This window comes from Agromyces intestinalis (genome assembly GCF_008365295.1).
Taxonomy (GTDB): Bacteria; Actinomycetota; Actinomycetes; order Actinomycetales; family Microbacteriaceae; genus Agromyces; species Agromyces intestinalis.
The window spans coordinates 1,741,073-1,766,097 of the sequence record NZ_CP043505.1 but is presented as its reverse complement, the minus strand read 5'-3'; the positions used below and the strand labels follow the sequence as shown (position 1 = coordinate 1,766,097).

General features: G+C 72.0%; 21 protein-coding genes. 9 read left to right on the top strand and 12 right to left on the bottom strand.

What is annotated here, in order from left to right; all coding sequences use genetic code 11:
* Positions 1-82: 82 nt before the first annotated feature.
* The 5 genes from iolD to FLP10_RS08105 form a co-directional block, all read right to left on the bottom strand.
* A complete protein-coding gene (gene iolD / locus FLP10_RS08125; protein WP_149160411.1) occupies positions 83-1,996 on the bottom strand; it encodes a 3D-(3,5/4)-trihydroxycyclohexane-1,2-dione acylhydrolase (decyclizing) in 1,914 nt (637 codons plus the stop codon).
* Positions 1,993-2,952, bottom strand: a complete 960-nt coding sequence (iolB, locus tag FLP10_RS08120; RefSeq protein WP_149160410.1) for a 5-deoxy-glucuronate isomerase — start codon at positions 2,950-2,952, stop codon at positions 1,993-1,995. Before iolB ends, iolD begins: the two co-directional genes overlap by 4 nt.
* A complete protein-coding gene (locus tag FLP10_RS08115; RefSeq protein WP_149160409.1) occupies positions 2,949-3,872 on the bottom strand; it encodes a Cgl0159 family (beta/alpha)8-fold protein in 924 nt (307 codons plus the stop codon). The genes iolB and FLP10_RS08115 overlap by 4 nt, the downstream gene beginning before the upstream one ends.
* Positions 3,859-4,866: a 5-dehydro-2-deoxygluconokinase gene (gene iolC, locus FLP10_RS08110; protein ID WP_149160408.1), complete on the bottom strand. Its 1,008-nt coding sequence runs from the start codon at positions 4,864-4,866 to the stop codon at positions 3,859-3,861. The genes FLP10_RS08115 and iolC overlap by 14 nt, the downstream gene beginning before the upstream one ends.
* A 291-nt stretch (positions 4,867-5,157) precedes the next feature.
* Entirely contained in the window at positions 5,158-7,305 is a 2,148-nt protein-coding gene (locus tag FLP10_RS08105; RefSeq protein WP_149160407.1) for a S9 family peptidase, read from the bottom strand.
* Between the two features lie 215 nt (positions 7,306-7,520).
* Between FLP10_RS08105 and efeU the strand changes: the two genes are divergently transcribed.
* From efeU to efeB, 3 genes are all read left to right on the top strand, one after another.
* Positions 7,521-8,435, top strand: a complete 915-nt coding sequence (efeU, locus tag FLP10_RS08100) for an iron uptake transporter permease EfeU (protein ID WP_149160406.1) — start codon at positions 7,521-7,523, stop codon at positions 8,433-8,435.
* A complete protein-coding gene (gene efeO, locus FLP10_RS08095; RefSeq protein WP_149160405.1) occupies positions 8,432-9,643 on the top strand; it encodes an iron uptake system protein EfeO in 1,212 nt (403 codons plus the stop codon). Before efeU ends, efeO begins: the two co-directional genes overlap by 4 nt.
* 136 nt (positions 9,644-9,779) lie before the next feature.
* Positions 9,780-11,057: an iron uptake transporter deferrochelatase/peroxidase subunit gene (gene efeB, locus FLP10_RS08090; RefSeq protein WP_246150302.1), complete on the top strand. Its 1,278-nt coding sequence runs from the start codon at positions 9,780-9,782 to the stop codon at positions 11,055-11,057.
* 248 nt (positions 11,058-11,305) lie between these two features.
* Here the strand turns inward: efeB and FLP10_RS08085 are convergent, their stop codons facing one another.
* The 5 genes from FLP10_RS08085 to FLP10_RS08065 form a co-directional block, all read right to left on the bottom strand.
* Positions 11,306-11,698, bottom strand: coding sequence for a hypothetical protein (locus FLP10_RS08085; protein ID WP_149160403.1), 393 nt, complete (start codon positions 11,696-11,698; stop codon positions 11,306-11,308).
* A gap of 19 nt (positions 11,699-11,717) precedes the next feature.
* On the bottom strand, positions 11,718-12,110 hold the full coding sequence (locus FLP10_RS08080; RefSeq protein WP_149160402.1) for a hypothetical protein: 393 nt from the start codon (positions 12,108-12,110) through the stop codon (positions 11,718-11,720).
* Positions 12,107-12,595 carry a LysM peptidoglycan-binding domain-containing protein gene (locus FLP10_RS08075; protein WP_149160401.1) on the bottom strand — a complete coding sequence of 163 codons (489 nt, stop codon included), beginning with the start codon at positions 12,593-12,595 and terminating at the stop codon, positions 12,107-12,109. Before FLP10_RS08075 ends, FLP10_RS08080 begins: the two co-directional genes overlap by 4 nt.
* Positions 12,596-12,624: 29 nt before the next feature.
* Positions 12,625-14,133, bottom strand: coding sequence for a MocR-like pyridoxine biosynthesis transcription factor PdxR (gene pdxR / locus FLP10_RS08070; RefSeq protein ID WP_149160400.1), 1,509 nt, complete (start codon positions 14,131-14,133; stop codon positions 12,625-12,627).
* A 73-nt stretch (positions 14,134-14,206) separates the two neighbouring features.
* A complete protein-coding gene (locus FLP10_RS08065; protein WP_149160399.1) occupies positions 14,207-15,526 on the bottom strand; it encodes an MFS transporter in 1,320 nt (439 codons plus the stop codon).
* 182 nt (positions 15,527-15,708) lie between these two features.
* Between FLP10_RS08065 and FLP10_RS08060 the strand changes: the two genes are divergently transcribed.
* The 6 genes from FLP10_RS08060 (at position 15,709) to FLP10_RS08040 (ending at position 22,482) form a co-directional block, all read left to right on the top strand.
* A complete protein-coding gene (locus FLP10_RS08060; protein ID WP_149160398.1) occupies positions 15,709-16,380 on the top strand; it encodes a pyridoxamine 5'-phosphate oxidase family protein in 672 nt (223 codons plus the stop codon).
* Between the two features lie 282 nt (positions 16,381-16,662).
* On the top strand, positions 16,663-16,824 hold the full coding sequence (locus FLP10_RS17390; protein ID WP_168209136.1) for a hypothetical protein: 162 nt from the start codon (positions 16,663-16,665) through the stop codon (positions 16,822-16,824).
* Between the two features lie 232 nt (positions 16,825-17,056).
* A complete protein-coding gene (locus FLP10_RS08055) occupies positions 17,057-20,086 on the top strand; it encodes a helix-turn-helix transcriptional regulator (protein ID WP_168209135.1) in 3,030 nt (1,009 codons plus the stop codon).
* A gap of 47 nt (positions 20,087-20,133) precedes the next feature.
* Positions 20,134-20,586, top strand: a complete 453-nt coding sequence (locus FLP10_RS08050) for a glutathione peroxidase (RefSeq protein ID WP_149162155.1) — start codon at positions 20,134-20,136, stop codon at positions 20,584-20,586.
* 596 nt (positions 20,587-21,182) lie between these two features.
* On the top strand, positions 21,183-21,812 hold the full coding sequence (locus FLP10_RS08045) for a TetR/AcrR family transcriptional regulator (protein ID WP_149160396.1): 630 nt from the start codon (positions 21,183-21,185) through the stop codon (positions 21,810-21,812).
* 130 nt (positions 21,813-21,942) lie between these two features.
* Positions 21,943-22,482: a GNAT family N-acetyltransferase gene (locus FLP10_RS08040; protein ID WP_149160395.1), complete on the top strand. Its 540-nt coding sequence runs from the start codon at positions 21,943-21,945 to the stop codon at positions 22,480-22,482.
* A 97-nt stretch (positions 22,483-22,579) separates the two neighbouring features.
* On the opposite strand, the gene pepT is transcribed toward FLP10_RS08040, so the two are convergent.
* Positions 22,580-23,887: a peptidase T gene (pepT, locus tag FLP10_RS08035; RefSeq protein WP_149160394.1), complete on the bottom strand. Its 1,308-nt coding sequence runs from the start codon at positions 23,885-23,887 to the stop codon at positions 22,580-22,582.
* Between the two features lie 81 nt (positions 23,888-23,968).
* Complete coding sequence (locus FLP10_RS08030; RefSeq protein ID WP_149160393.1) at positions 23,969-24,784, bottom strand: hypothetical protein; 816 nt, start codon at positions 24,782-24,784, stop codon at positions 23,969-23,971.
* Positions 24,785-25,025 lie beyond the last annotated feature (241 nt).

Here is a 25,025-nt window from a genome sequence, read left to right as displayed (position 1 = left end):
GAGCAGAGCCGCGCGCGCGGCGCGCGCGGCGCGCGGCGCGCGGCGCGGGGCCGGACGCCGCGCGGGAGGCGACCACCCGGGGTCACCCCAGCAGCGGCCGCTGCCGACCCCGCTCCTCGTCGTACCGCTCGCGCGCCGCGCGCGCGTTGTCGAGCTCGGATACCTCGGCGGGCGGCACCTCCCACCAGCCCTCGCCGTCGGGTGCGTCGGGCAACGGGTCGACCTCGACGTGGATGACGGTCGAGCGCGTCGAGGCCTTCGCGGCTCGCACGGCCTCGGTCAGCCGGGCGGTGACCTCGGGGCCCGGCCGCACGTCGATGACGTCGACCCCGTAGCTGCGGGCGTTCGCCGCGAGGTCGATGGCGGGCGGCTCGGCCGCGCGCAGATCGGGCGCGGTCGGGTCGACGAGGCCGTACCAGGTGCCGAACCGGTCGGTGCCCACACTCTCCGACAGCCGGCCGATCGACGCGTAGCCGTGGTTCTGCACGATCACGACGATGAGCTTGATTCCCTCGGCGACCGCGGTCACGAGCTCGGAGTGCAGCATGAGATACGAGCCGTCGCCGACGAGCACGATCACGTCGCGGTCGTCGCCGGCGGCGAGCAGCCCGCGCTTGGCTCCGAGCCCGCCGGCGATCTCGTACCCCATCGTGGAGAAGGCGTACTCGACGTGGTAGCCGAGCGGGTCGCGCACCCGCCACAGCTTGTGCAGGTCGCCGGGCAGGGAGCCGGCGGCCTGCACGAGCACATCGCGGGGGTCGGATGCCTCGTGCACGGCGCCGATCACCTCGGCCTGCGTCGGCAGTTCGCGCCCGGTCGCGGCGAGGGCGGTGTCGACCATCGTGTTCCACGTGGAACGCTCGCGGTCGATGCGCTCGGCGTACGCGGCGTCGACCCGGTACCGCGACAGACCCTCGGCGAACGCGTCCAGCGCTTCGCGGGCGTCGGCGAGCACCGGCAGGCGGCTGCCGTGCTTGAACGCGTCGACCGCGGCGACGTTGACGTTCACGAATCGCACCTCGGGATTCCGGAACACCGTGCGGCTCGCGGTGGTGAAGTCGCTCCATCGGGTGCCGATGCCGATCACGACGTCGGCGTCGGCCGCGAGCCGGTTCGCCGCGGTCGACCCGGTGGCGCCGATGCCGCCGAGGTACTGCGGGTGATCCCACGGCAGGGCGCCGCCGCCGGCCTGGGTGGTCGCGACCGGGACGCCGGTCTGTTCGGCGAGGCGGCGCAGCACGTCTTCGGCGCCCGAGTAGAGCACGCCGCCACCGGCGACGATGAGCGGATGCTCCGCACCGGCGATCGCCGCGAGCGCGCGATCGAGCTGCCTACGCTGGGGAAGCGGCCGCGACAGGTGCCAGTCGCGTTCGGCGAGGAACTCGACCGGTACGTCGAGCGCCTCGGCCTGCACGTCCTCGGGCAGCGCGATGGTGACCGCGCCGGTGTCGGCGGGATCGGTGAGCACCCGCATCGCGCCGAGCGCGATCGAGAAGAGCTGCTCGGGCCGGTCGACGCGGTCGAAGAACCGCGAGAGCGGCCGGAACGCGTCCGTCACCTGGATGCCCGGATCGTGCGGATGCTCCAGCCCCTGCAGCACCGGGTCGGCGCTGCGCGAGGCGAACACGTCACTGGGCAGCAGCAGCGCCGGCAGTCGGTTCGACGTCGCGAGGGCGGCCCCGGTCAGCATGTTCGCCGAGCCCGGCCCCACCGACGCCGTGGTCGCGAGCGTCGCCAGCCGCCGATGCATCCGCGCGAACCCGACCGCCTGGTGCACCAGCGCCTGCTCGTTGCGTCCCTGCCGGAACGGCAGCAGGCCCGGCTCCAGCAGGTGCGCCTGCCGCAGCGCCTGACCGAGCCCCGCGACGTTGCCGTGGCCGAAGATGCCGAGCACGCCCGGCACGGTGCGTTCGCGGTGGTCGCCGTCGACCGTGTACTGGTTGGCGAGGAACGCCACCAGCGCCTGGGCGACGGTCATACGGCGGGTGCGGGTCATCCGTTGTTCCCTTCGTCTGCGCGGTGCGGCGCGCCCGACGTGCCCGTCCTGGTCGAGCCGTAGGGCAGCCGCGGGTCGATACCCTGCGCGGGCCAGCCGTCGCGGACCCACGCCTGCGTCGGATCGTCGCTGATCAGCCAGGCGCGCTCGGCGCCCGGGCCGGCCATCACGTTCAGGTAGTACAGGTCGGCACCGGGCGCCGCGGCGGCCGGCCCGTGATAGCCGAACGGCACGAGCGCGACATCGCCGGTGCGCACGAGCGCGCGCGTCTCGATCTCGCCGGCCGGCGACGAGGACGTCGCGAAGAAGCCGACCGGGTCGGCGTCGCTCCGAGGCATCCGATCGCGCTCGACCGCCGTCGCGAACCAGTAGATCTCTTCGAGCCGGGTCTCGCGCCCGGGCAGCTCCTCGTCGTGCTTGTGCGCCGGATGGCTCGACCAGCACCCGGCCGGAGTGATCACCTCGCACGCGATGATGCGGTCGGCGGCCAGCACGCCGGGCGTGCCGAAGTTGTGCACCTGACGGCTGGATGCTCCGCCGCCGCGCAGTTCGACCGGCACGTCGGCCGCCGCGATGCGACGCAGCGGATGCCTCGTGGTCGCGCGCGCCTCGGCGACGGCGACGCTGCCCGTGCCGGTGAGGACGGCCGCAGTGCCGACCGGCAGATAGCAGGTGTCGGTCGGGCCTTCGAAGACGGTCGCGCGGCCCGCGAGGTCGATGGTCCGGCCCGGGCCGGCGTCGGCACCCTCGACCTCGACCGTGCACGATCCCGCGAGCGGGATCACGATCCGCTCCACCGGCCCGGACTCGAGCGCGAGCCGCCGCCCTCCGTCGAGCCGGCCGACACGCAACCCCGTCCACCGCCAGCCGTCGACGCCGTCGCCGACGACCGCGTCCCATCCGTCGCGAGCGAGCGTGCCGCGAGGGTGGAACCACTCGTTGAGCCGAGCCGTCATCGCCGTGCATCCGCGATCGCCGGGCGGACCATCCGGGCGGCCTGGTCGACCGCCGCCGCCACGTCGCCGCCGGGCGGGGCGAGCAGGTTGCGCCCGACCACGAGTCCGCGCACGCCGGGCAGCGAGAGCGCGTGCTCCCAGCTCGAGTACGCCGCATCGGGGTCGTCGGCGCGATCGCCGCCCAGCAGCAGCGTGGGCAGCGTGGTCGCCGCCATCACCCGCTCCATGTCGGGCACGACGGGCAGCTTCATCCAGCTGTACGCCGACGATGTGCCGAGCGCGGCCGCGATACCGACGGCGGTGATGACCGCATCGGCGGTGAGGTCGTTCTCGACGACGCCGCCCCGGGTGCGGCTCATGAACGGCTCGAGCATGATCGGCACCTCCGCCGCGGCCGCGGCGCTGACCGCCGCGGCCGTCGCCTCGAGCGTGACGACGGTCGCCGGGTCGCGCAGGTCGATGCGCAGCAGGCACTTGGCGAAATCGAGGCGATCGCGCACGATGGCCGGCACGTCGTACGCCGTGTACCGGTCGTCGAGCTCGAAGACCGCCCCTCGCAGTCCGCCGCGATTCATCGACCCCGCGGCGACCTTGCCGTCGAGCACGCCGAGCAGCGCGAGGTCGTCGATGACGTCGGGCGTTCCGAGCACGCCGTCGACGCCGGGCCGGCTGAGCGCGAGGGCGAGCCGGTCGAGCATGCGGATGCGGTCGGCCATCGCCATCGGGTCGCCGCCGATGCCGAGCGCGCCGCGGGCCGGATGGTCGGCTGCGATGAGGAACAGCCGTCCATCGTCGCCGAGCAGCGGGCGGCGGGTGCGGGCGGCGTGCGCGGCGGCGACCGCGGCGGGTTCGGAGGCCCGGATGCGGCGGATCTCGGCGTAGCCGTCGGGGTGGAGGAACCAGTCGTCAGTGCTCGGCATCGGTCCCCCTGGAGGTGGTCATGGCAGGCGCGGCGGATGCGGCGGCCCGATCGGCGAGGAATGCGTCGACCTCGTCGGTCGACGGCATCTCCGTCGAGCACTCGAGGCGGGTGGCGACGATCGCCCCCGCGGCGTTCGCGAACCGGATGATGCGCTCGAGCGGCCACCCCGCGAGGAGCCCGTGGCAGAGCGCGCCGCCGAAGCCGTCGCCCGCGCCGAGCCCGTTCACCACGTCGACCGGCATCGCGGGGGAGTGCACGGTCTCGTCGCGCGTCGCGGCGAGCACGCCGTCGGGGCCGAGCTTCACGACCGCGAGCTCGATGCCGCGGTCGAGGAGCGCTCGTGCGGCGCGCTCGGGGTCGCGTTCGCCGGTCGCGACCTCGCACTCCTCGAGGTTGCCGACCGTGACGGTGACCTCGTCGAGGGCTCGGTCGACCTCGCGACGGGCCGAGTCGGGCGACGACCAGAACATCGGCCGGTAGTCGAGATCGAGCACGGTGAACCGACGGCGCTCGCGGATCTCCCACGCCCGGTGGTGCGCAGCACGGCTGGGCTCCTCGCTGAGCCCGGTGACCGTCGACCAGTGGATGCGCGCGCCGCGTACGGCCTCGACCGGAACCTCATCGGGTTCGATCTCCAGGTCGGGCGCCTTCGGGCGCCGGTAGAACGTGAGCGGGAAGCGGTCGGGCGGGAACACCTCGCAGAAGGTGAGCGGGGTCTGCTGGTCGACGGATGTCCCGACGAACGCCGCGCTCACGCCGAGCCGCTCGAGCTCGCGCCGCAGGAATCGACCGAACGCATCGTCGCCGGTTCGGGTGAAGATCGCCGAGCGCAGCCCGTGGCGGGCGGCGGCGACCGCGACGTTCGCGGCGCTGCCGCCGAGCGACCGCGTGAACGTCTCCACCTCGTCGAGCGGGCGCTCGAGCTGGAGCGGATAGAGGTCGATGCCGATCCGGCCCATCGTGAGCACGTCCAGCGCAGCTGAGGTGGTCATACGTCGACGTGCACTCCCTCGTCTCGTCGCGTGGGTGCCAGTTTACACAGAATGTCCTTACAAACTATCCCGGGTCTTCCGCACATTCTCACCCACCCACAGCCCCGGGGACGCTCGTTGCCGCTCGCTCTCGCTCCGGGCGACCACACGCGACCCCGCCGACGGGGGCGGGGGACAGGGGACGGGGGACGGGGGACGCGGGCCGGGGGACGAAGGCGGGGAGACGGGGACAGGGGACGGGGGACAGGGGACAGGGGACGAGGGCCGGGGGTCGTCGGCGCGGCGCCCCGCCTACTCCCCGCTCGGGTGCGCCCCCGCACGGTCGATCACCCACGCCAGCGCGAACGCACGTTCGCGCCACGCGGCGTATCGCCCCGAGACACCGCCGTGCCCCGCGGCCATCTCGATCTTGAGCAGCGCGTCGGCGCCACCCTCGCGCAGCCGCGCGACCCACTTCGCCGGCTCGACGTAGAGCACGCGGGTGTCGTTCAGCGACGTGATGGCGAGGATGGGCGGGTAGTGGCTGCCGGCATCGGCGGTGTGCACGTTCTCGTACGGCGAGTAGCTCTTCATGTACGAGTAGACCTCGGCATCGTCGAGCGGGTTTCCCCACTCGTCCCACTCGATGACGGTGAGCGGCAGATCGGGGTCGAGGATCGAGGTGAGCGGGTCGACGAACGGCACCTCGGCGAGGACTCCTGAGAAGAGCCGAGGCGCGAGGTTCGCGACCGCGCCCATGAGCAGCCCCCCGGCCGAGCCGCCCTGGGCGACCAGTCGGTCGGGTGCCGACACGTCGAGTTCGATGAGCCGCTCGGCGCACGCGATGAAGTCGGTGAACGTGTGCTTCTTGCGCAGCTTCTTGCCGTCTTCGTACCAGTGCCGGCCGAGTTCGCCGCCGCCCCGCACGTGCGCGACGGCGTAGACCACGCCGCGGTCGAGCAGCGAGAGCCGCGGGATCGAGAACGACGGGTCGATCGAGTACTCGTACGACCCGTACCCGTACAGCAGGGTCGGCGCGGGCGTGCCCGGCACGACGAGGTCGGTGCGGTACACGAGCGAGATCGGCACGCGCGTGCCGTCGGGCGCGACCGCCCACTCGCGCCGCTGCGTGTACCTGCTCGGGTCGTAGTTGCCGAGCACCGGCTGCTGCTTGCGCACGATGCGCTCACCGGTCGCCACGACGATGTCGATCACGGTCGACGGGGTGGCGAAGCTCGTGTACCCGATTCGCAGGGTCGGCTGCTGCCAATCGGGGTTGGCGCCCACGCCGACGGCGAAGAGTTCCTCGTCGAACGCCAGTTCGTGCAGGGTGTCGTCGGGCGTGGCATCCGCTGGAAGCCCCTGCGGGGGCACCTTGGCGAGCGCGACCCGCGGCAGCCCGTCGCGCCGATACTCGAGGGCGACGAAGTCGCGGAACGCGTCGACGCCCTCGATCCTGACCGCGGGATCGTGGGGGAGGAGCATCCGTCTGGGCCCCTGCGGGTCGTCGGCCGCGACCGACACCAGCTCGAAGTTCACGGCGCCGTCGTTGTGGGTGATCAGCAGGCGGTCGCGCCCACCCGCGACGACATGCTCGACGTCGTACTCGACGCCCTCCTTGCGCGGCCAGACGACCGAGAACGCACCGGTCGGATCGGATGCCTCGAGCAGCCGCGTCTCGCTCGTGATGTTCGAGCCGGCCTCGATGACGAGGTACTTGCGCGACCGGGTGAGTCCGACGCCGAGCCAGAATCGCTCGTCGGGCTCGTGGAAGACCACGACATCGGCGGATGTCTCGGTGCCGACCTCGTGACGATGGATCGTGTCGGGCCGCCACGACTCGTCGACGGTCGCGTAGAAGACGTACCGCCCGCTCGGGTCGAAGATCGCGCCGCCCGCGGTGCCGGGGATCTCGTCGACGTACTCCCGCCCCGACCCGTCGATCGAGCGCAGCCGGATCGTGTACCGCTCGTCGCCCTCGACGTCGATGCCGTACAGCAGCGTCGACCCGTCGGCCGACACGTCGAAACTGCCGAGGGCGTAGAAGTCGTGCCCCTCGGCCTCGACGTTGTCGTCGAGCAGCACCTGCTCGCCGGGCAGCGGCGCGCCCGAGACATCCGTGTCCGGCGGCTCCCAGTCACCGGTCCCGCTCACCGGCACCCGGCAGTGGATGCCGTACTGCTGCCCCTCGACCGTGCGCGTGTAGTACCACCAGTCGCCCTCGCGGGTCGGCACCGAGAGGTCGGTCTCCTTCGTGCGCCGCTTGATCTCGTCGAACACCTGCTCGCGCAGCACCCCGAGGTGCTCGGTGCGCGCCATCGTGTACGCGTTCTCGGCGTGCAGGTGGGCCTGCACCTCGGGGTCGTCCTTCTCGCGCAGCCACTCGTACTCGTCGACGACGGTGTCGCCGTGGTGCTCGCGGGTGACTGGGACCTTCTTCGGCACGGGCGCGGTGTGCATTCCCCCACGCTACGCGCTCCCCACCTCTGTTGCTTTTCTCAGGCGAATCGGGCCCGAAACGCCGATCTGGCGGCGTGTGCCCCTGAGAACGGTGCGATTCGGGGCCGCGCATCCTGAAAAAAGTGAGCGAGCAGGAGGGGGCGTGTTTGCGCGAGCAATGGGCAGGAGTAAGGTAAGCCTTCGCTAAGCCCCAACCACTTTCTCCTGGGACATCCGTGCTCGCCACCTACCTGATCGGCCTCCGCGAAGGCCTCGAAGCCGGCCTCATCGTCGGCATCCTCGTCGCCTACCTCGGCAAACTCGGCCGGCGCGACCTGCTCGGCCGACTGTGGGTGGGCGTCGGCTTGGCGATCGCCGTCTCGCTCGGTGTCGGCGCACTCCTGACGTGGGGCCCGTACGCGCTCACGTTCCAGGCGCAGGAGATCCTCGGCGGCGTGCTCTCGATCATCGCGGTCGCGATGGTCACCTGGATGATCTTCTGGATGGGCAACCACGGCTCGAGCCTGTCGCGTGAGCTGCGAGGCCAGGTGGATGCCGCGGTCGATCGTTCCCGGTTCGCGATCGTGCTGCTCGGGGCGCTGAGCGTCGGCCGCGAGGGCGTCGAGACGGCACTCTTCGTGTGGGCCAACGTCGCCGGAGGCAGCGAGCCGATGCTGGCCACGCTCGGTGCGGTGCTCGGCATCGCCACCGCGATCGGGATCTCGTGGGGCCTCTCGAAGGGACTCGTGAAGTTCAACCTGTCGGTGTTCTTCACGTGGACCGGAGTGTTCCTCATCGTCGTCGCCGCGGGCGTGCTCGCCTACGGCATCGGCGACCTGCAGGAGGCATCCGTCATCCCCGGCTGGGGCGCACCCGCCTGGAGCCTGACCGGCATCGTGCAGCCGGGAAGCGTGCTCGACACCGTGCTCGGCGGCATCTTCAACTTCACGCCCGAGCCCACCTGGGCCCAGGTCATCGGCTGGGTCGCGTACGTCGCGATCACGCTCTCGCTCTACCTCTGGATGCTGCAGCGCCGCAACCGTTCCGCCGTCGCGGCCGCCACTCGACCGGCCTCGGTCGCGCCGGCGGCCGCAGCCGCACCGGCCGCCGTCGTCGCACCCTCCACCACCGAGATCAGGAGCACTCAATGACCCCACGCCGCACCCTCGTGGCCTCCGGCGCGGCCGCGGCCGCACTCGCCCTCATGCTGACCGGCTGCGTCGCCAAGAGCGATCTCGCCGAGGCGATCACGGTCGACATCACCGACGACGGATGCGCCGTCGCCACGCCGACCGCGACGGCCGGTGCCGTCACGTTCTCGCTCGCGAACAAGGGCACCGACGTGAACGAGTTCGAGATCCTCGCCGACGACCAGCTCCGCATCGTCGGCGAGAAGGAGAACGTGACGCCCGGGCAGACCGTGGACTTCACGGCGCAGCTCGAGCCGGGTACGTACTACACGGCGTGCAAGTTCCAGCAGGTCGGGGCGCCGGTCGGCCTCGCCGAGTTCACCGTCACCGGCGAGGCATCCGCCGTGTCGGCCGACGAGCAGGAGCTCGCCGACCAGGCCGTGACCGAGTACCTCGCCTACGTGCGGTCGCAGGTGAGCGAGCTGTTGCCGCAGGTCGAAGAGTTCGCCGCGGCCTACGCGTCGGGCGATGACGAGACCGCGCGGTCGCTGTTCGCGACCACCCGGGTGTCGTACGAGCGCATCGAGCCGACCGCCGAGGCGTTCGGCGACCTCGACCCGAAGATCGACTACCGCGAGGTCGACGCCGTCGCCGAGGGTCTCGACTGGACCGGCTTCCACCGCATCGAGAAGGACCTCTGGGCGCCGCAGCCCGGCGACCTCAACTCCGATGGCCAGGACGCGCTCGCCGACTGGACGCCGTCGACCCCCGAGCAGCGACAGGCCTTCGCCGACGGTTTGGTGGCGGATGTCACGGAGCTGCACGATCTCGTCACCGACCCGTCGTTCACGGTCTCGCTCGCCGACATCTCGAACGGCGCGATCGGCCTGCTCGACGAGGTCGCGAGCGGCAAGATCACCGGCGAAGAGGACTGGTGGAGCGGCACCGACCTCACCGACTTCGCCGCGAATGTGCAGGGCGCGGGCGTCGCGTTCGGTGCGGTGCAGGCGCTCGCCGAGTCGAAGGGGGCAGACGGCGAGGCGCTCGTCGCCTCGATCGAGGACGAGTTCGCGGCGCTCGAGGCCGCGCTCGCCGAGTACGGCTCGATCGACGCCGGGTTCGTCGACTACGCGACCCTCACCGACGCCGACAAGAAGTCGCTCTCGAACGCGGTCAATGCGCTCGCCGAACCGCTCTCGCAGCTGACCGCGACCGTGCTCGGCGTCTGACATGCGTTCCTCTCGCCGAGTGTTTCCGTTTGCACAGGGCGTTTCCGATGGAACGGAAACGGCCGGCGCGAACGGAAACACTCGACGGGGTGGGGACGGGGGTGGGGATGGGGACGTGGGTGGGGATGGGGACGGGGTGGAGGGGGGCGGCGTCAGCCGCCGCCAGTTGCTCGGGCTCTTCGGTGCCGGCGCGGCGGGTGCCGCGGTCGGCGCCGCCGGCGGAGCATCCGTCGCGACCGCCCTCGCGAACGCGAGCGCGGCCGGCGCGCCCGACCCGTCGCGCGCGTACGCCTTCCACGGCGCGCACCAGGCGGGCATCACCACGCCCGCGCAGGACCGCCTGCATTTCGCCGCATTCGACACGGATGCCTCGCTCGACCGCGACGGGCTCATCGGCCTGTTGACCGACTGGACGAACGCGGCCGCACGCCTCACGCAGGGCCTCGAGGTCGAGGAGGGCGGCGCGGTCGGCGGCAGCGACTACGCGCCGCCCGCCGACACCGGCGAGGCGCAGGGTTTGCCCGCGAGCGGGCTCACGATCACGTTCGGGTTCGGGTCGGGGCTGTTCGGCGCCGGCGACGGGGCATCCGACCGGTTCGGGCTCGCCGCCCGACGCCCGCCGCTGCTGGAGCCGCTGCCGCGCTTCCAGGGCGATGCGCTCGTGCCCGAACTGACCGGCGGCGACCTCTGCATCCAGGCCTGCGCCGACGACCCGCAGGTCGCGGTGCACGCGATCCGCAACCTGAGCCGCATCGCGTTCGGGCGCGCGACGCTGCGCTGGTCGCAGCTCGGATTCGGACGCACCTCGTCGACGTCGACCGCGCAGGCGACGCCGCGCAACCTGTTCGGCTTCAAGGACGGCACTGCGAACGTGAAGTCCGAAGAGCAGGCCGCCGTCGACGAGCACGTCTGGGTCGCGGCATCCGATGAACCGGCCTGGCTGGCCGGGGGCTCCTACCTGGTGGCGCGGCGCATCCGCATGATCATCGAGAACTGGGATCGCGTGCAGCTCGGCGAGCAGGAGCAACTCGTCGGCCGGTCGAAGGGTGCGGGCGCACCGCTGTCGGGCGGCACCGAGTTCACCGAGCCCGACTTCTCGGCCGAAGGCCCGACGGGTGCACCGCTCATCGCGCCGACCGCGCACGTCGCGCTCGCGCACCCGAGCGCGAACGGCGGCACGCGCATGCTGCGCCGCGGGTACAACTTCGTCGACGGCAACGATGCGCTGGGCCGCCTCGACGCCGGCTTGTTCTTCCTCTCGTACCAGCGCTCGCCGCAGCAGTTCATCGACGTGCAGCGCTCGCTCGCCGCCGACGGGCTGAACGAGTACCTCAGGCACGTCGGGTCGGCGATCTTCGCCGTTCCCGGGGGCATCGCCGAGGGCGAGTTCGTCGGCCAGGCGCTGTTCACCTGACCCCGCGCCGTTCACCTGACCCCGCGCCGTTCGCCTGACCCCGCGCCGTTCGCCTGACCCCGCGCCGTGTGCCCCCCTTGGGTGCGTTTCTCAGGAGATTCGGGCGGCAGGTCGCGTCGCCCACGGCGTGTCTTCCTGACAAACGCGCGATTCGGGGGTGCGGCTCCTGAAAAAAGCAAGGTGCGGGCGGTGCGGGCGGTGCGGGCGGTGCGGCTGCGGCGGCTCTGGACGGGATCGGGCCGGCGCGTTCAGCCGCGGCGCGTCTCGCGCACGATCCACTGGTCGCCGCCCTGGTGCAGCAGCACGCCGCGGACCCGCTCGCCATCGCGCTCGGCCTGCCAGGCGATCGGCGGCAGCTCGCCGTCGACGACGTCGGTGCCGGCGCTGAACGTCGGCCCCTCGTACCCGAGCTCGACGAGCGCGTCCTGGCGCTCACCCGTGTCCCACATGCTCGCCAGCGACCACCAGATCGCGACGCCGCCGAATGCCGCGACGATGAACGTCACGTAGCCCGCCTCGCGCATCGGCTTCATGCGCAGCCGCGTGCCGACGATCGACACCGCGATCGCGCCCACGAGCAGCACGATGGGGATCGCCAGCGGCCACGGGCTCCACGGTGCGAGCGTCACGATCTCGTCCATGCCCCTCGCCTCCGGCCTGCTACTGCGACTCGACCACGGCCCATCGATCGCCGCCGAGCCACTCGAGCGTGCCGGTCACCGATTCGCCGTCGAGCGTCGCGGTGAACTCGACGTCGCCGGGCGTCGTGCTGCCGACGATACCGGTACTGCCGGCGAACGTCGGGTCCTCGTACCCGAGCTCGACGAGGGCGTCGCGGCGCTGCGCCTGATCCCACGTGCCGCTGAGGAACGCCAGCAGCCCGATCAGCGCCAGCCCGCCGCCCACGAGCGCCACGATGCCGATGTCGCGAGCCCACCGCACCTCGCGCAGCACGCCGACGAAGACGAGCACGGCCCCGAGCACCATCGCGATCGCCGGGTACACGAGCGGCCACGGGTCCCACGGTTCGAGCGTGACGACGACGTCGTTCACCCGAGCCCGACCCGCTGCCAATCGAGGTTGATCTTGTCGCCGATGTACACGGTCTCGCCGAAGTCGTGGATCTGCGGGTTCATGCGCAGCAGTTGCTGCTGCGGCAGGTCGAACCGTTGTGCGATGTCGAAGAAGCTGTCGGCCTCGACCACGGTGTACAACACCGGCATGCCGGTGCCGTCGGTCTCGATCGGGCCGTTCGCACCGGGTACGGGCCCGTTGTCGTAGGCCGGGCCGGGCTCGTAGACCGGTGCGGGGTCGTTCGGCACGGGAGCCGGCGCGGGTTCGGGTGCGGGTTCTGCGACGGGAGGCGGCGTGGTCTCGACTGGCGCGGGCGTCGGCGTCGGCGTCGGCGTTGCCGTCACCGTCACCATCACGGTCTGCGCAGGCGGCTGGGCGGGCGCGGCGCAGCCGGCGAGCAGGGGCAGGACGACCACGGATGCCACGAGCGGCCAAGCCGATCGTGCAATGCCTCGTCGTGACATCCGACCTCCTTCTTCGAACCTCGTCCGCGTCAGCCTAGGGGCCCGACGGCCCCCAGGTCGAGGGTCGCGCGCACGACGTCGCGCACGCGCCCGAGCGCCGCGACGAGCTGGGCGTCGCCCACCGCGGCGTAGCCGATCACGAGCCCGCGGCGGGTGTCGGGCAGGTCGGGGTCGAGCGCGTAGTCCGACAGTCGCGCGACGGCGATGCCGCCGGTCTCGAGGGCCTGCACGGCCTGCGTCTCGGCGCCGGGGTCCGCTGGCGCGGACTCGGACGCGGACTCGGACTCGAACTCGAGCACGGCGTGCAGTCCGCCGGCGAGTGCGATGAGGCGCGTGCCGGGCAGCGCCTCGAGCGCGTCGATGACGAGCCGGCGCCGATGGGCGTAGTCGCGACGTGCAGCGGCGATGTGGCGGCGCAGCGCACCGGATTCGATGAGGGCGGCCATCGCGACCTGCACCGGCCCCGCGACCGGGGTGGCGATGTCGACGCGCGCCGACTCGACGGCGGCGCGCAGCGCCGCATCGGCGGGCAGCACGAGGTGCCCCAGCCGCAGCCGCGGCGTCAGCACCTTCGAGAAGCTGCCGACCAGCACGACCCGATCGGTGTCGAGCGACGCGAGCGCGGGCAGTGGCGCGCCGGTGTGCCGGAACTCGCTGTCGTAGTCGTCTTCGATCACGATCGCATCGTGTTCGCGCGCCCAGTCGAGCAGTGCGATCCGGTCGGCGATCGGCAGCCGCCCGCCGATCGGATACTGGTGGCTCGGCGTGACCATGACCGCGTCGAGCCGGCCGACGGCGCGCAGCGCCGCGACGTCGAGTCCGTCGACGCCGACGCGCAGCGGGAGGAGGGTTGCGCCGTGACGCTGAAGCGCCCTGCGCCCGCCGGGGTAGCCCGGGTCTTCGACGGCGATCCGCGGCGCGCGGCCGAGGCGGTCGCGCAGCGCGAGCGCGAGCAGCCCGAGTCCCTCGCTCGTGCCTCCGGTGATCACGACGTCGCGACCGGCGCAGGTGATGCCGCGCGCTTGGCGCAGGTGGTCGGCGAGCTGGTCGCGCAGGGCGGGCAGACCGAAGGGCGGCGGCGGGTCGGATGGCACGACGGATGCCGCGGCGGCACGCCAGGCGGCCCGCCACGCCCGCTGGTCGAGCCGGGCCGTCGAGGGGCGCCCCGGTGTGAGGTCGATGGCGGCGGCGCCATCCGCTGGTCGAGTCGGGAGCGCGGCGACCGTATCGTGACTCGGCGACCCGTCGACCAGGGCCGAGACTTCGTCGGCCGCTCGCCTCCCCGCCGAGGGCACCGCCGCGACCCGCGTCGCCGCGCCCTGCCGTTGCTCGAGGTATCCCTCGCCGGCGAGCTGGTCGTAGGCGGCGACGACCGAGCTCCGCGAGACGCCGAGTTCGGTCGCGAGCGACCGGGTCGAGGGCACGGGGTCGTCTGCGCGCAGGGCACCGGTGAGGATGCCGCGCCGCAGCGCCGCGACGAGCTGCGCGACGATCGGGCGCCCGCGGTCGAGGTCGATCGAGAGAAGTGGTCCGTCCATGTGCGTGAGGCGCACCATACCAGTGGGAGCCGGCGCCCAGGACGGGCACCGGCTCCCAGGAGGGGCGAACGGCTCAGTCGTTCAGGTCGACGTCCTTCGGCTCCTTCACGAGCGAGACGCCGATGAGCGAGATCACCGCGGCGACGGCGATGTAGACGCCGATGGTCCATGAGGCGTGGAACGAGTTCATGAGCGCCTCGGCGATCATCGGGGCGAACGCGCCGCCGAGGATGGCGCCGAGCGCGTACCCGATCGAGACGCCCGAGTACCGCACCTTCGCCGGGAACATCTCGGCGTACAGCGCCGCCTGCGGGCCGTACGAGAGCCCGAGCCCGAAGGTCATCACGAACAGCGCGACGAAGTACCAGACGATGTCCGCGGTGTCGATGAGGAACCACATCGGGATCGCCCACAGCGCGAGGAAGACGTATCCGATCTGGAACGTGCGCACCCGGCCGAGCCGGTCGGAGATCGCGCCGCCCCACAGCGTGAAGACGAGCCATCCGAACGATGCGAGCGTCGTGGCCAGCAGCACCGTCGGGCGGTCCATGCCGAGCGCCATGACCGCGTAGGTCGCGAAGTACGCGATGAGGAGGTATCCGGCCGCGTTGTTGGCGATGAAGATGACCGCGGTGAGTACGACCTGCTTGGTGTTGTGCTTGAACAGCTGGCCGAGCGGAGCCGACGACTCCTTCTTGCGCCGCTGCAGCTCTTGGAAGACGGGGCTCTCCTCGACCGAACGGCGAATCAGGTAGCCGACGAGGATGAGCACGATCGACAGCAGGAACGGCACGCGCCAGCCCCACGCGAGGAACGCCTCGGGGCTCATCGACGAGGTGAGCACCCACAGCGTGAAGGTGGCGAGGATCATGCCGACCGGCACGCCGATCTGCGGGTAGGCGCCGAAGAAGCCGCGCCGGCCCTTCGGTGCGTGCTCGACGGCCATGAGGGCCGCGCCGCCCCACTCGCCGCCCGCCGAGAAGCCCTGCAGGATGCGCAGGAAGACGAGCAGCAGCGGTGCCGCGATGCCGATCTGCGCATAGGTCGGCAGCAGGCCGATGAGCGAGGTCGACAGCCCCATCAGCACGAGCGTGAAGACGAGCATGCGCTTGCGGCCGAACTTGTCGCCGAGGTGGCCCGCCACGACGGCGCCGAGCGGGCGGAACAGGAACGAGATGCCGATCGTGGCGAACGAGATGATCTGGGCGAGGCCGGCGTTCGTCTCAGCCAGCGGTGCGAGGAACAGGGGCGCCAGCACGACACCGGCAGCCTGGGCGTAGATGAAGAAGTCGTACCACTCGATGGAGGTGCCGACGAGGGTCGATGCGAGGACCTTGCGTTCTTCGCGTTTGATCTGGGCTGGAGACAGCTCGAGCTGTGTCGTCGTTGACATAGGGGAACTCCGTTGTTCAGGTCGTGACCGGGGGACTCGGGCAACTTTACTGACCGATTGTTCGGTCAGGTCGTCCACTGTACCGAACAAGCCTCGTCCGCAACAGAGGTGGATGACTGGACTGCACGTTTGCAGCCGAACTGGACTCTTGCCCGAACCAGTGAGCGTCGAGACTTGCAGGCATGACGTTCACGAACGATGCCCCCGACCGACGCATCCGTCGTCTCGCCGACCGCCAGGTGACCGACCGCGCCCCGCTGTACCGCCTGCTCGACGACCAGCTCGTCGGTCACCTCGCCGCCGTCGCCGACGGCGTGCCGATCGTGGTGCCCATGGCCTACGCGCGCGTCGGCGACGACCTGCTGCTGCACGGCTCGACCGGCGGTGGATTCGCGCTGCGCGCCGCGGAGACACGTGCCCCGGTCGCGTTCGCCATCACCTCGCTCGACGGTGTGGTCGTCGCTCGCTCGCTCTACGACAGCTCGATGAACTATCGCAGCGCCGTCGTCTACGGCGTGCTCGAGCCGGTCGACGATGCGGCCGCGGCGCTCGACGCGCTGGCCGATCGGCTCATCCCGGGTCGCGGTGCCGAGCTGCGGGCCAGCACCCGTCGCGAGGTCGCCGGGACGCGCGTGCTGCGCCTCGCACTCGACGACGTCGTGATGAAGGCCCGCGCGGGCGGGCCGAGTGAGGCGCCCGACGACGGCGAGGACCGCTCGGTCTGGGCGGGAGTCGTGCCGCTCGCGCCGGCCTGGGGTGAGCCCGTGGCATCCGAGCTGACCCCCGAGCAGACCCCGATACCGGAATCGGTGGTAGCGCTGATGAGGTCGCGCGCGCCGATGCCCACCCTGTGAGAGGCCCGAAAGGAGGAATCGACATGTTCGCACTCGTCTTCGCACTCGTCGTCGGCGCGTTCGCCACGTCGGCGGTCGTCGCCACCGCGGTGCAGCTTCGCCGCGACGGCTACCGCGCCGAGCCCGAGCGCTTCGCCTGAGGTGCCTTAGATCGGGCCGAGTCGCCAGCGGGTGGACTCGCCCGAAATACGGCGATCACCCAATGGGGGTGCGGGTGCCTTAGCGAGCACGCTGGAAGCATCCAGTCAGCCGGGAGGAACCATGTACCACGTCAGCGATCTCATGGCACTCAATCTTCATGAGGCACTCCTCGAGCGCAGCGAACGCGAGCTCGAGATCCGTCGGCGCGTCGCCGAGCGCGACGAGGAGGAGGGCGGCGCGGCGGGCCGTGGCGCCCTCCGTCACCGCCGAGCGCACCGCGTGGCGCGGCTTGCGCTGCGGTGAGCGCGCCCGGTCGCGGCGCGCCCGCCGCGCTCACCGAGTTCGTCGTGCGGGAGATCAGGATGCATCCACGCTCTGAGCGGCGGATGGGTCCCGATCTCCTGCACGGCGAACCGCGCGATGCGGGCGCGTGGCCGGGGGTGGGATGAAGCAGAGCCTGACGGATGCCTCGTCGGCGCGTTCGCTCGCGGCGGACCCCCGTTCCGATGTCGGCGGGGCGTGGCACGATGAAACGGTGACGACATCGGTGTCGAGCCCCGAGATGGTGGGCCGGCAGGCCGATCTCTCCTGGCTCGAGGGGTTGCTCGACGAGGCGCGGCAGAGCGCCCCGCGCACGGGCGTGCTCGGGGGCGAGGCCGGCATCGGCAAGACCCGATTGATCGCCGAGTTCACGCGGCGACTCGACGACGACGTGCGCGTGCTCGCGGGGCAATGCGTCGACCTCGGCGAGGTCGCCGCACCGTACGCGCCCGTGAAGGCGGCGCTGCGCTCACTGGTGGCCGAACTCGGCCCCGACGCCGTGCTCGACGCGGTGGGGCCGGGTCGGGCCGGGCTCGTCGCGCTGCTTCCCGAACTCGCCGGCCCCGAGGCATCCGCCGGCACCCCGATGGGCGGCCCCGAGGCGACGGGCCGATTGCACGAGGCGATCGCCGTGCTGCTCGAGACGATCTCGCGCGAGCGCACGACGGTGCTCGTGATCGAAGACCTGCACTGGGTCGACGCGGCGACGCTCGCCCTGTTGCGGTTCCTGATGCGCGCGCTCACGTCGAGCCGGGTGCTCATCGTGCTCACCTACCGCACCGAAGACATCGGGCGAGGGCACCCGGTGCGCGGGTTCCTCACCGAGATCGAGCGCGACCGATGGGTCGACCGCCGCGAACTCTCGCGGCTCACCCGCGCGCAGGTGCGCAAGCTCGCGCGGGTGCTCATGACCGACGACCCCACGGCCGCCCAGGTCGACAGTGTCTACGGGCGCAGCGAGGGCGTGCCGTTCTTCGTCGAAGAGCTCATCGGCATCGGCGCCTGCCGGGTCGGCACGTCGACCCTGCCCGACACCCTCCGCGACCTGCTGCTCGCCCGCTACGAACCGCTCAGCGAGGCGACCCAGTCGTTGCTGCGGCTGATCTCCACGGGCGGCGTCCGGGTGCCGCATGCGCTGCTCGAAGACGTCTTCCCCGGCACCCCCGACGAACTCGACCGCGCTGCGCGCGATGCCGTGCTCGCGGGCGTGCTCATCGTCGACGGCGAGCAGTACGCGTTCCGGCACGCGCTCGTACGCGAGGCGATCCTCGCCGACCTGCTGCCCGGTGAGCGTGCACGCTTCCACGCCGCCTACGCCGATGCGTACGAGCGGTTGTCGGCGGCGGGCGGCCGCCGGCTCGCGGCCGAGATCTCGTTCCACTGGCTCGGTGCGCACAATGCCACCAAGGCGTTCCCCGCCACCATCCAGGCGATGCGCGAGGCGCGCGCCTCGGCGGCGTATGCCACGGCCGCGCAGCTCGGCGAGCGGGCGATCTCGCTCTGGGACGTCGTGCCCGACCCCGTCGCCGCGGCCGGCATGGACAAGATCGAGCTCATGGGCCGCACCACGACCTACCTCCGCAACGCGGGCGAGAGCGAGCGTGCGCTCGCCCTCGTGAAGGCCGCGATCGCCGAGTGCCCCGACGACAACGCCCGCCTCGCCCGTCTCCTGCGAGACCAGGCGCTCGTGGTGGCGAGCCTCGGGCGAGACGGGTCGATCCCGATCCTGCGCGAGGCGCTCGCACGCGTGGCGGCGATCCCCTCGCCCGACTTCGAGACGTCGCGCCTGCGGGCCTCCGTCATGACCGCGCTCGCCGGCCGGCTCATGATCGACGGTCAGATCGACGAGGCGATCGACATCGCCGAAGAGGCGCACGCGCTCGCGATCGAGTTCGACACCGACCGCTCGGCATCGGTCGCCCGCAATGTCGCCTCGGTGAGCCGCATCTCGCGCGGCGAGGTCGCCGAGGGTCTCGCCGGCCTCGAAGAGGCGCGTCGACTCGCGCACGGCGACGGTGCGGCGCTGCTGCGGTACTGGGTCAACGCAAGCGACGCGCGTTACCTCGTCGGCGACCACGAGTCGGCGGTGCAGCACGCCGAGCAGGGTCTCGAACGTGCGCGGGCCCAGGGCCTCGAGCGCAGCTCGGGGGTCATCCTCGCGTCGAACGCCGTCGATCCGCTCCAGGCGCTCGGCGAGTGGCAGCGCGCCGACGAACTCATCGATCGGGCGCTCGCGCTCGACCCGCCCGGCCCGTTCCGGGTGTACCTGCTGCGGGCGCGCATCTGGGCTCGGCTCTGGCGCGGAGACCCCGAGGGCGCAGCCGCCGAGTTCCGCGGGGTACGGGCGATCGTGGCACCAGTCATGGCGGTCGAGGCCCAGACACGACTCGGCGTGGGGCGGCTGATGGCCGAACTCGCGCTCGAGTCGGGCGATCTCGCCGAGGCGCGCAGCGCCGTCGGCATCGGGGTCGACGAATCGGCGACGCACCACCTCGGGTACGTGCTGCCCTACCTGTGGACCTCGGCACGACTGATCGAGACCGCGCGGCGCGACACCGCGGCCGCCGAGGCGGCCGGCCTCGACGCCGGGGCGCTCACCGCCCTCGAGGAGCGGGTGCGCGAGCAGCTCGCCGACGTGACGACCTGGCCCACCTACGCCGTATGGGCGCCGTTCGTCGAGGCCGAGCTCACCGAACCCGGCGACGAGCAGGCGGTCGACGCGTGGCGGGCGGCCGTCGAAGCTGCGACGCATCCCGCTTCCCTGCAGTACCTCGACGCGTACGCACGCCTTCGGCTCGGTGAAGCGGTGCTCGCGACCGGCGAACGTCAGCTCGCCCGCGCCGAGCTGCGCGCCGCGCGCGACACGGCCGAGCGCGACGGCGTCGGCCTCGTCGTGCGGCACGTCGACCGGGTCGCCGAGGCCGCCGGGCTCTCGGTTTCGGCCGCAGGCGCCGGCGACGAGGCATCCGCTGCGTCTTCTCCGGCGGCAGCCGCCGTCCCTGCGACCGACGACACCGCGACCGACGGCGCCGGGCACCCGCCCGACGACCCCGGGCTCGACGAGCTCACCGCGCGCGAACGACAGGTGCTCGGGCTCATCGCCGAGGGGCTCAGCAACCGCCAGATCGGCGAGCGGCTGTACATCAGCGGCAAGACGGCGAGCGTGCACGTGTCGGCGATCCTGCGAAAGCTCGGTGCATCCACCCGCACCGAGGCCGCGGTGCGGGCGGGCGCGCTACGGTAACCCTCGTGACCACCCCGACCCTGCTCGACGAGATCCCCTTCCGCACCATGGACGGCGGCTCCGCCTCGCTCGCCGATTACGCCGGCCGGGCCGTGCTCATCGTCAACGTCGCGTCGCGCTGCGGGCTCGCTCCGCAGTACGAGAAGCTCGAAGCCCTGCAGCAGCAGTACGGCGAACGCGGGCTCACGGTCATCGGCTTCCCGTCGAACCAGTTCCTCCAAGAGCTCTCGTCGAATGAGGCGATCACGCAGTACTGCTCGACCACGTGGGGTATCACCTTTCCGGTCGTCGACCGGGTGCGGGTGAACGGACGCAAGGAGCATCCGCTCTACACCGAGCTGAAGAAGGCGCCCGACGCCGACGGCAAGGCCGGCCGCGTCACCTGGAACTTCGAGAAGTTCCTCGTCGCCCCCGATCGCACGGTGCAGCGGTTCCGCCCGCACACCGAGCCCGATGCGCCCGAGGTCATCGCCGCGATCGAGGCGGCGCTGCCCGCCTGATCCACGATCGCCGCGCCGCGCCCGCCGCGCGCCGCGCCCGCCGCGCGCCGCGCCGCCGCGCGCAGGCCCCGCCTCGCGCCAGGCCCCGCCTCGCGCCAGGCCCCGCCTCGCGCGATGCCTCGCCTCGCGCGATGCCTCGCCCCGCCTCGCCTCGCGCGAGGAGCGAATTCAGGTTGGGAGGTGTGTCGCGGCCGGTTTCGACCCGCTTCGAGCCCGAAACGCCGTGCGTCTTCCTGAATTGGCGACACGTATCGGTCGGGCTGGGCCGCTGTGGCAGACTGCCCGGTTCTGAGAAAACAGGATGAGCTGGGTTATGGGTCGCGTGCGGGCCGTATGCGTCGGCTCATCCTGTTTTCGGAAGGAGGCCGGGGTGCGGTGGGCCGGATTCGGTGGCCGGGTGCGGTAGGCCAGGTTCGGTAGGCCGGGTGCAGTTGGGGCTGGGCCGCTGTGGCAGATTGCCCGGTTCTGAGAAAACAGGATGAGCTGGGTTATGGGTCGCGTGCGGGCCGTATGCGTCGGCTCATCCTGTTTTCGCGAAGGGGCCGGGGTGCGGTGGGCCGGTAGCGTAGTCGCGACCCCGAGGAGCACCACCGCACATGAAACCCGGCCCCCGCCGCAGCGTCAGCCAGTCCGACCTCGTCGCTGCCGCGTTCGAGCTGCTCGAGCAGAAGGGCTTCGCGGCCGTCTCGGTGCGGGGCGTCGCCGCCGCGCTCGGGCTCACCCCGACCGCGATGTACACGTACTTCCCGTCCAAGCAGGCGCTCTTGGTCGCCATGGTCGAGGAGCTGCTGTCCGGCGTCGCCGGGCAGAGCAGTGGGGCGGATGCTTCGCCCGAAGCCGCCCGCGATTTCCTCGTCGTGACGGCGGTCGCCTTGCGGGCTCGCCTGCGCGAGCACCCGGGCGCGATCGCGCTCGTGACGAGCGGCCCGCTCGACGGCGCGCGGGCACTCGGCCTCGCCGAACGACTCGGCGAGGCGTTCCTCACGTCGGGCGCAGGTGATGTCGACACCGCCGCGCGCGCCGCGCACGCGCTGCTCGCGCTGGTGCTCGGCCAGGTCGCGCTCGAGACGGCGTGGGGCGAAGCATCCGAGATCGAGCCCGCTGCGCTGTGGTCGGATGCCCCGCCGCATCCGATCACCGACGCGGGTGCCGCGCTCGGCGTGCGCGAAGGCGCCGAGGGCGAGTTCCGCTTGGCGATCGAGCGCCTCGTGGACGCCTGGCGCTGACCGACGAGCGCCCGGCGGAGCCCGGTGCGTTTCGAGACCCGGCGAGGTGCGTGGATGCGTTGGTTTCGAGAGGCGTCGTCGCTTGCGCCGGCGGCGCTCGACCTGCGGGGGTGCGGCGTACCCTCGATTCATGATCGACTTCCGCGTGCGACCGGGCACGGTCGCCGACGCACCGGGCATCGCGCGGGTGCACTGGGACAGCCATCAGACGACCTACGTCGATCCGGGCCGTGTGCGCCGTGACCTCGTCGAGGGCTGGACGATGCGCGACCGGATCCTCGCGTGGACGACGAACCTCGCCATCGCCGAGGGCGTCTACCCGCCTCCCGATGGCTTCCACCGCATGACGATCGACGTCGCCGAGGTGGCTGACGCCGAAGCGCCCGGCGGTACCCGCATCGTCGGGTGGGCGAACACCGGCCGAGGCCGTGATGATGACGCGCCGCGTGACGTTGAGCTCGAGGGGCTGTACGTGCTCGACGAGTGCCACGGCACCGGCGTCGGTCAGGCGCTGCTCGACGCGGCCATCGGCGAACGCCCCGCCTACCTGTGGGCACTCGACGAGAACCCGCGCGCGCACGCCTTCTACCGGCGCAACGGGTTCGAGCCCGACGGCTCGACGAAGTTCGACGAGCGGTGGCAGATCACCGAGGTGCGATTCGTGCGCTGAGCAGGTTCACTTTTCAGGAGGATCGGTGCGCGCTACCGGCGTGTCGCCCCCGGTGACCGGCGAGTCACGCGATTCCTCCTGAAAAAGGTATGGGAGCTCAGGGGCGCGTCGCGTCGCGGAACCCGGCCGTCGTCCACACCTCGGCGAGTCGCACGACCGTCGCGGCGGCGGCCGCCATCTCGTGCAGCGACGCCCACTCGCGTACCGAGTGGAACTCGTGCCCGCCCGTGAAGAGGTTCGGCGTCGGCAGCCCCATCGCACTCAGCTGCGAGCCATCCGTGCCACCGCGGACCGAGGTGCGCAGCGGCTCGAGGCCCTCGGCGCGGATCGCGCGCTCGGCCGCGTCGGAGACGAGCGGGAAGGCGTCGACGTAGCTGCGCATGTTCGGGTACTGCGGCGTGATCTCGACGGTCGCGCGGGCGCGTGACTCGCGCGCGACGACCTCGTCGACGGTGCGGCGCAGCACCTCGCCGTGCTCGGCGAGCAGGGCGTCGTCGAAGTCGCGGAGGATGGCGCGGATCACGGTTCGCGCGGCCGAACCGCGCACGTCGAAGACGTGGATGAACCCGTCGCGCCCGTCGGTGCGCTCGGGGGTGCGGTCGGCCGGCAGCGCGGCGATCACCTCGGCGGCCAACCGTGTGGAGTTCACGAGCTTGCCGGTCGCGAACCCGGGGTGCACGTCGTGGCCCTCGATCGTGACGGTGGCCATGGCACCCGAGAACGTCTCGTCCTGCAGTTCGCCGAGCTCGGACCCGTCGACCGTGTACGCGCACAGCGCGCCGAAGCCGTCGACGTCGAACCGACGGGTGCCGTACCCGATCTCCTCATCGGGAGTGAACGCGATCCGCAGAGTAGGGCGCGGAAGTTCGGGGTGATCGAGCAGGTGCGCGATCGCGGTCATGATGGCCGCGACACCCGCCTTGTCGTCGGCGCCGAGCAGGGTATCGCCCGAGCTCGTCACGAGGTCGTGGCCGACGTGCGAGCTCAGGTCGGGCATGGTGGCGGGGTCGAGCCGGGCGCCGCCGCGCGGCAGCTCGAGCACGCCGCCGTCGTAGCCGCGGTGCACGATCGGCTCGACGCCGTCGCCCGGCGCGTCGGGGCTGGTGTCGACGTGCGCGATGAGGCCGATCACGGGCACGGGGCCGTCGGCCGCATCGAGCGTCGTCGGCAGCGTCGCGTACACGTAGCCGTGCTCGTCGAGGTGCGCGTCGTCGAGCCCGAGCGCGAGCAGGTCATCGACGAGCACCCGCTGCAGGTCGAGCTGGCGGGTCGAACTCGGCTGCGTATCGCTGTCGCGGTCGGACTGGGTGCCGACCCGAACGTACCGGTCGAAGCGGGTGAGCACGGCGGGCGCGAGCGCCTCGGCGAGGGGTGACGTGTACGGTGCGGGCGTCGGTGCGGCCATCGTTCCAGCCTGCCACAGGGGGCCGCGCCAGCGGGCGCCTTCGCCGGGCGCCCGAGCGGGAATGCCCGACGGGCCACTCGTTCAGCTCGGCAGCGCGAGCTCGCGCGCCGGCACGACCCTCGCGTCGAGGATCATCCGATCGCCCAGCGGGCGCTCGAGCTCGATCGTGAACGGCGTCGGCGGGTTGCTGGGGCAGGTGGCGCCGCCGGATCGCGGTCGCACCCCGACGACCACCTCGACGGTCGTCTCGGTCTCGACGACGTCGATGACCTCGATGCGGCCGGTCGCCGGCTGCCCTGAGTTGCAGGCCGACTCGGTCGCGAGCAGGGCGAGTTCGTCGGCCTGCGCCTCGGGTGGAGCATCGGGGTCGAGCGTCAGCGTCACGTCGTCGAGATCGCCGACGTCGCCGAGATCGCCGAGCGCGATGCGCGGCGAGCAGTCCGCGGCGGTATCGATGCCCCAGGGTGCGTCGAGTGGAATCGCCGGGTTCGGTGTCGTGGAGATAGCGACCAGACCGAACGACCGGATGTCTCCGCCGCCGAGGTCGACCGGCTCGTCGTGCTCGGTCATGATGACCAGCCGATCGTCGCGTTCCTCGACGACGAACCACGTGGTGAGCGGCGCGATGCCGAGCACCAGGGGGGATTCGAGCGCCGCGACCACGTCGGGCGGGAGCTCGGTGGCCGGGCGGCGTTCGTCGAGCGCCTCTGCGGCGATCTCGGTGCTGCCGCAGAACAGCGGCCCCTCGATGGCGGGGCGAGCCGGTTCGGCGGCGGCGCCCGCGCCCGCCGGCTCTCCGGCGGCGCATCCGGCAAGGGCGATCACCGCGACCGCGGCGGCGGCGACCGCCAGGCCGCCCAACCTCGCACGTGCGCGAGCACAGCGCCGCTGCTTCATAGCTCGATCCTCCAAGGCACCGCGGGCGAGCACAACCCAACGACCGGCGCCGTTCGTTCGTTCGCGCCAGTGCCAGCGCATCGAGTACGCCCGAGCCCGCGACCGCGCGCCCGACCCGCTCACTCTGCCGAGTGTTTCCGTTTCCGCACCCCGTTTCCCGAAGAACGGAAACCACGTGCGCGAACGGAAACACTCGGAGTACGGAGTACGGAGTACGGAGTACGGAGCACGCCGCGCACGC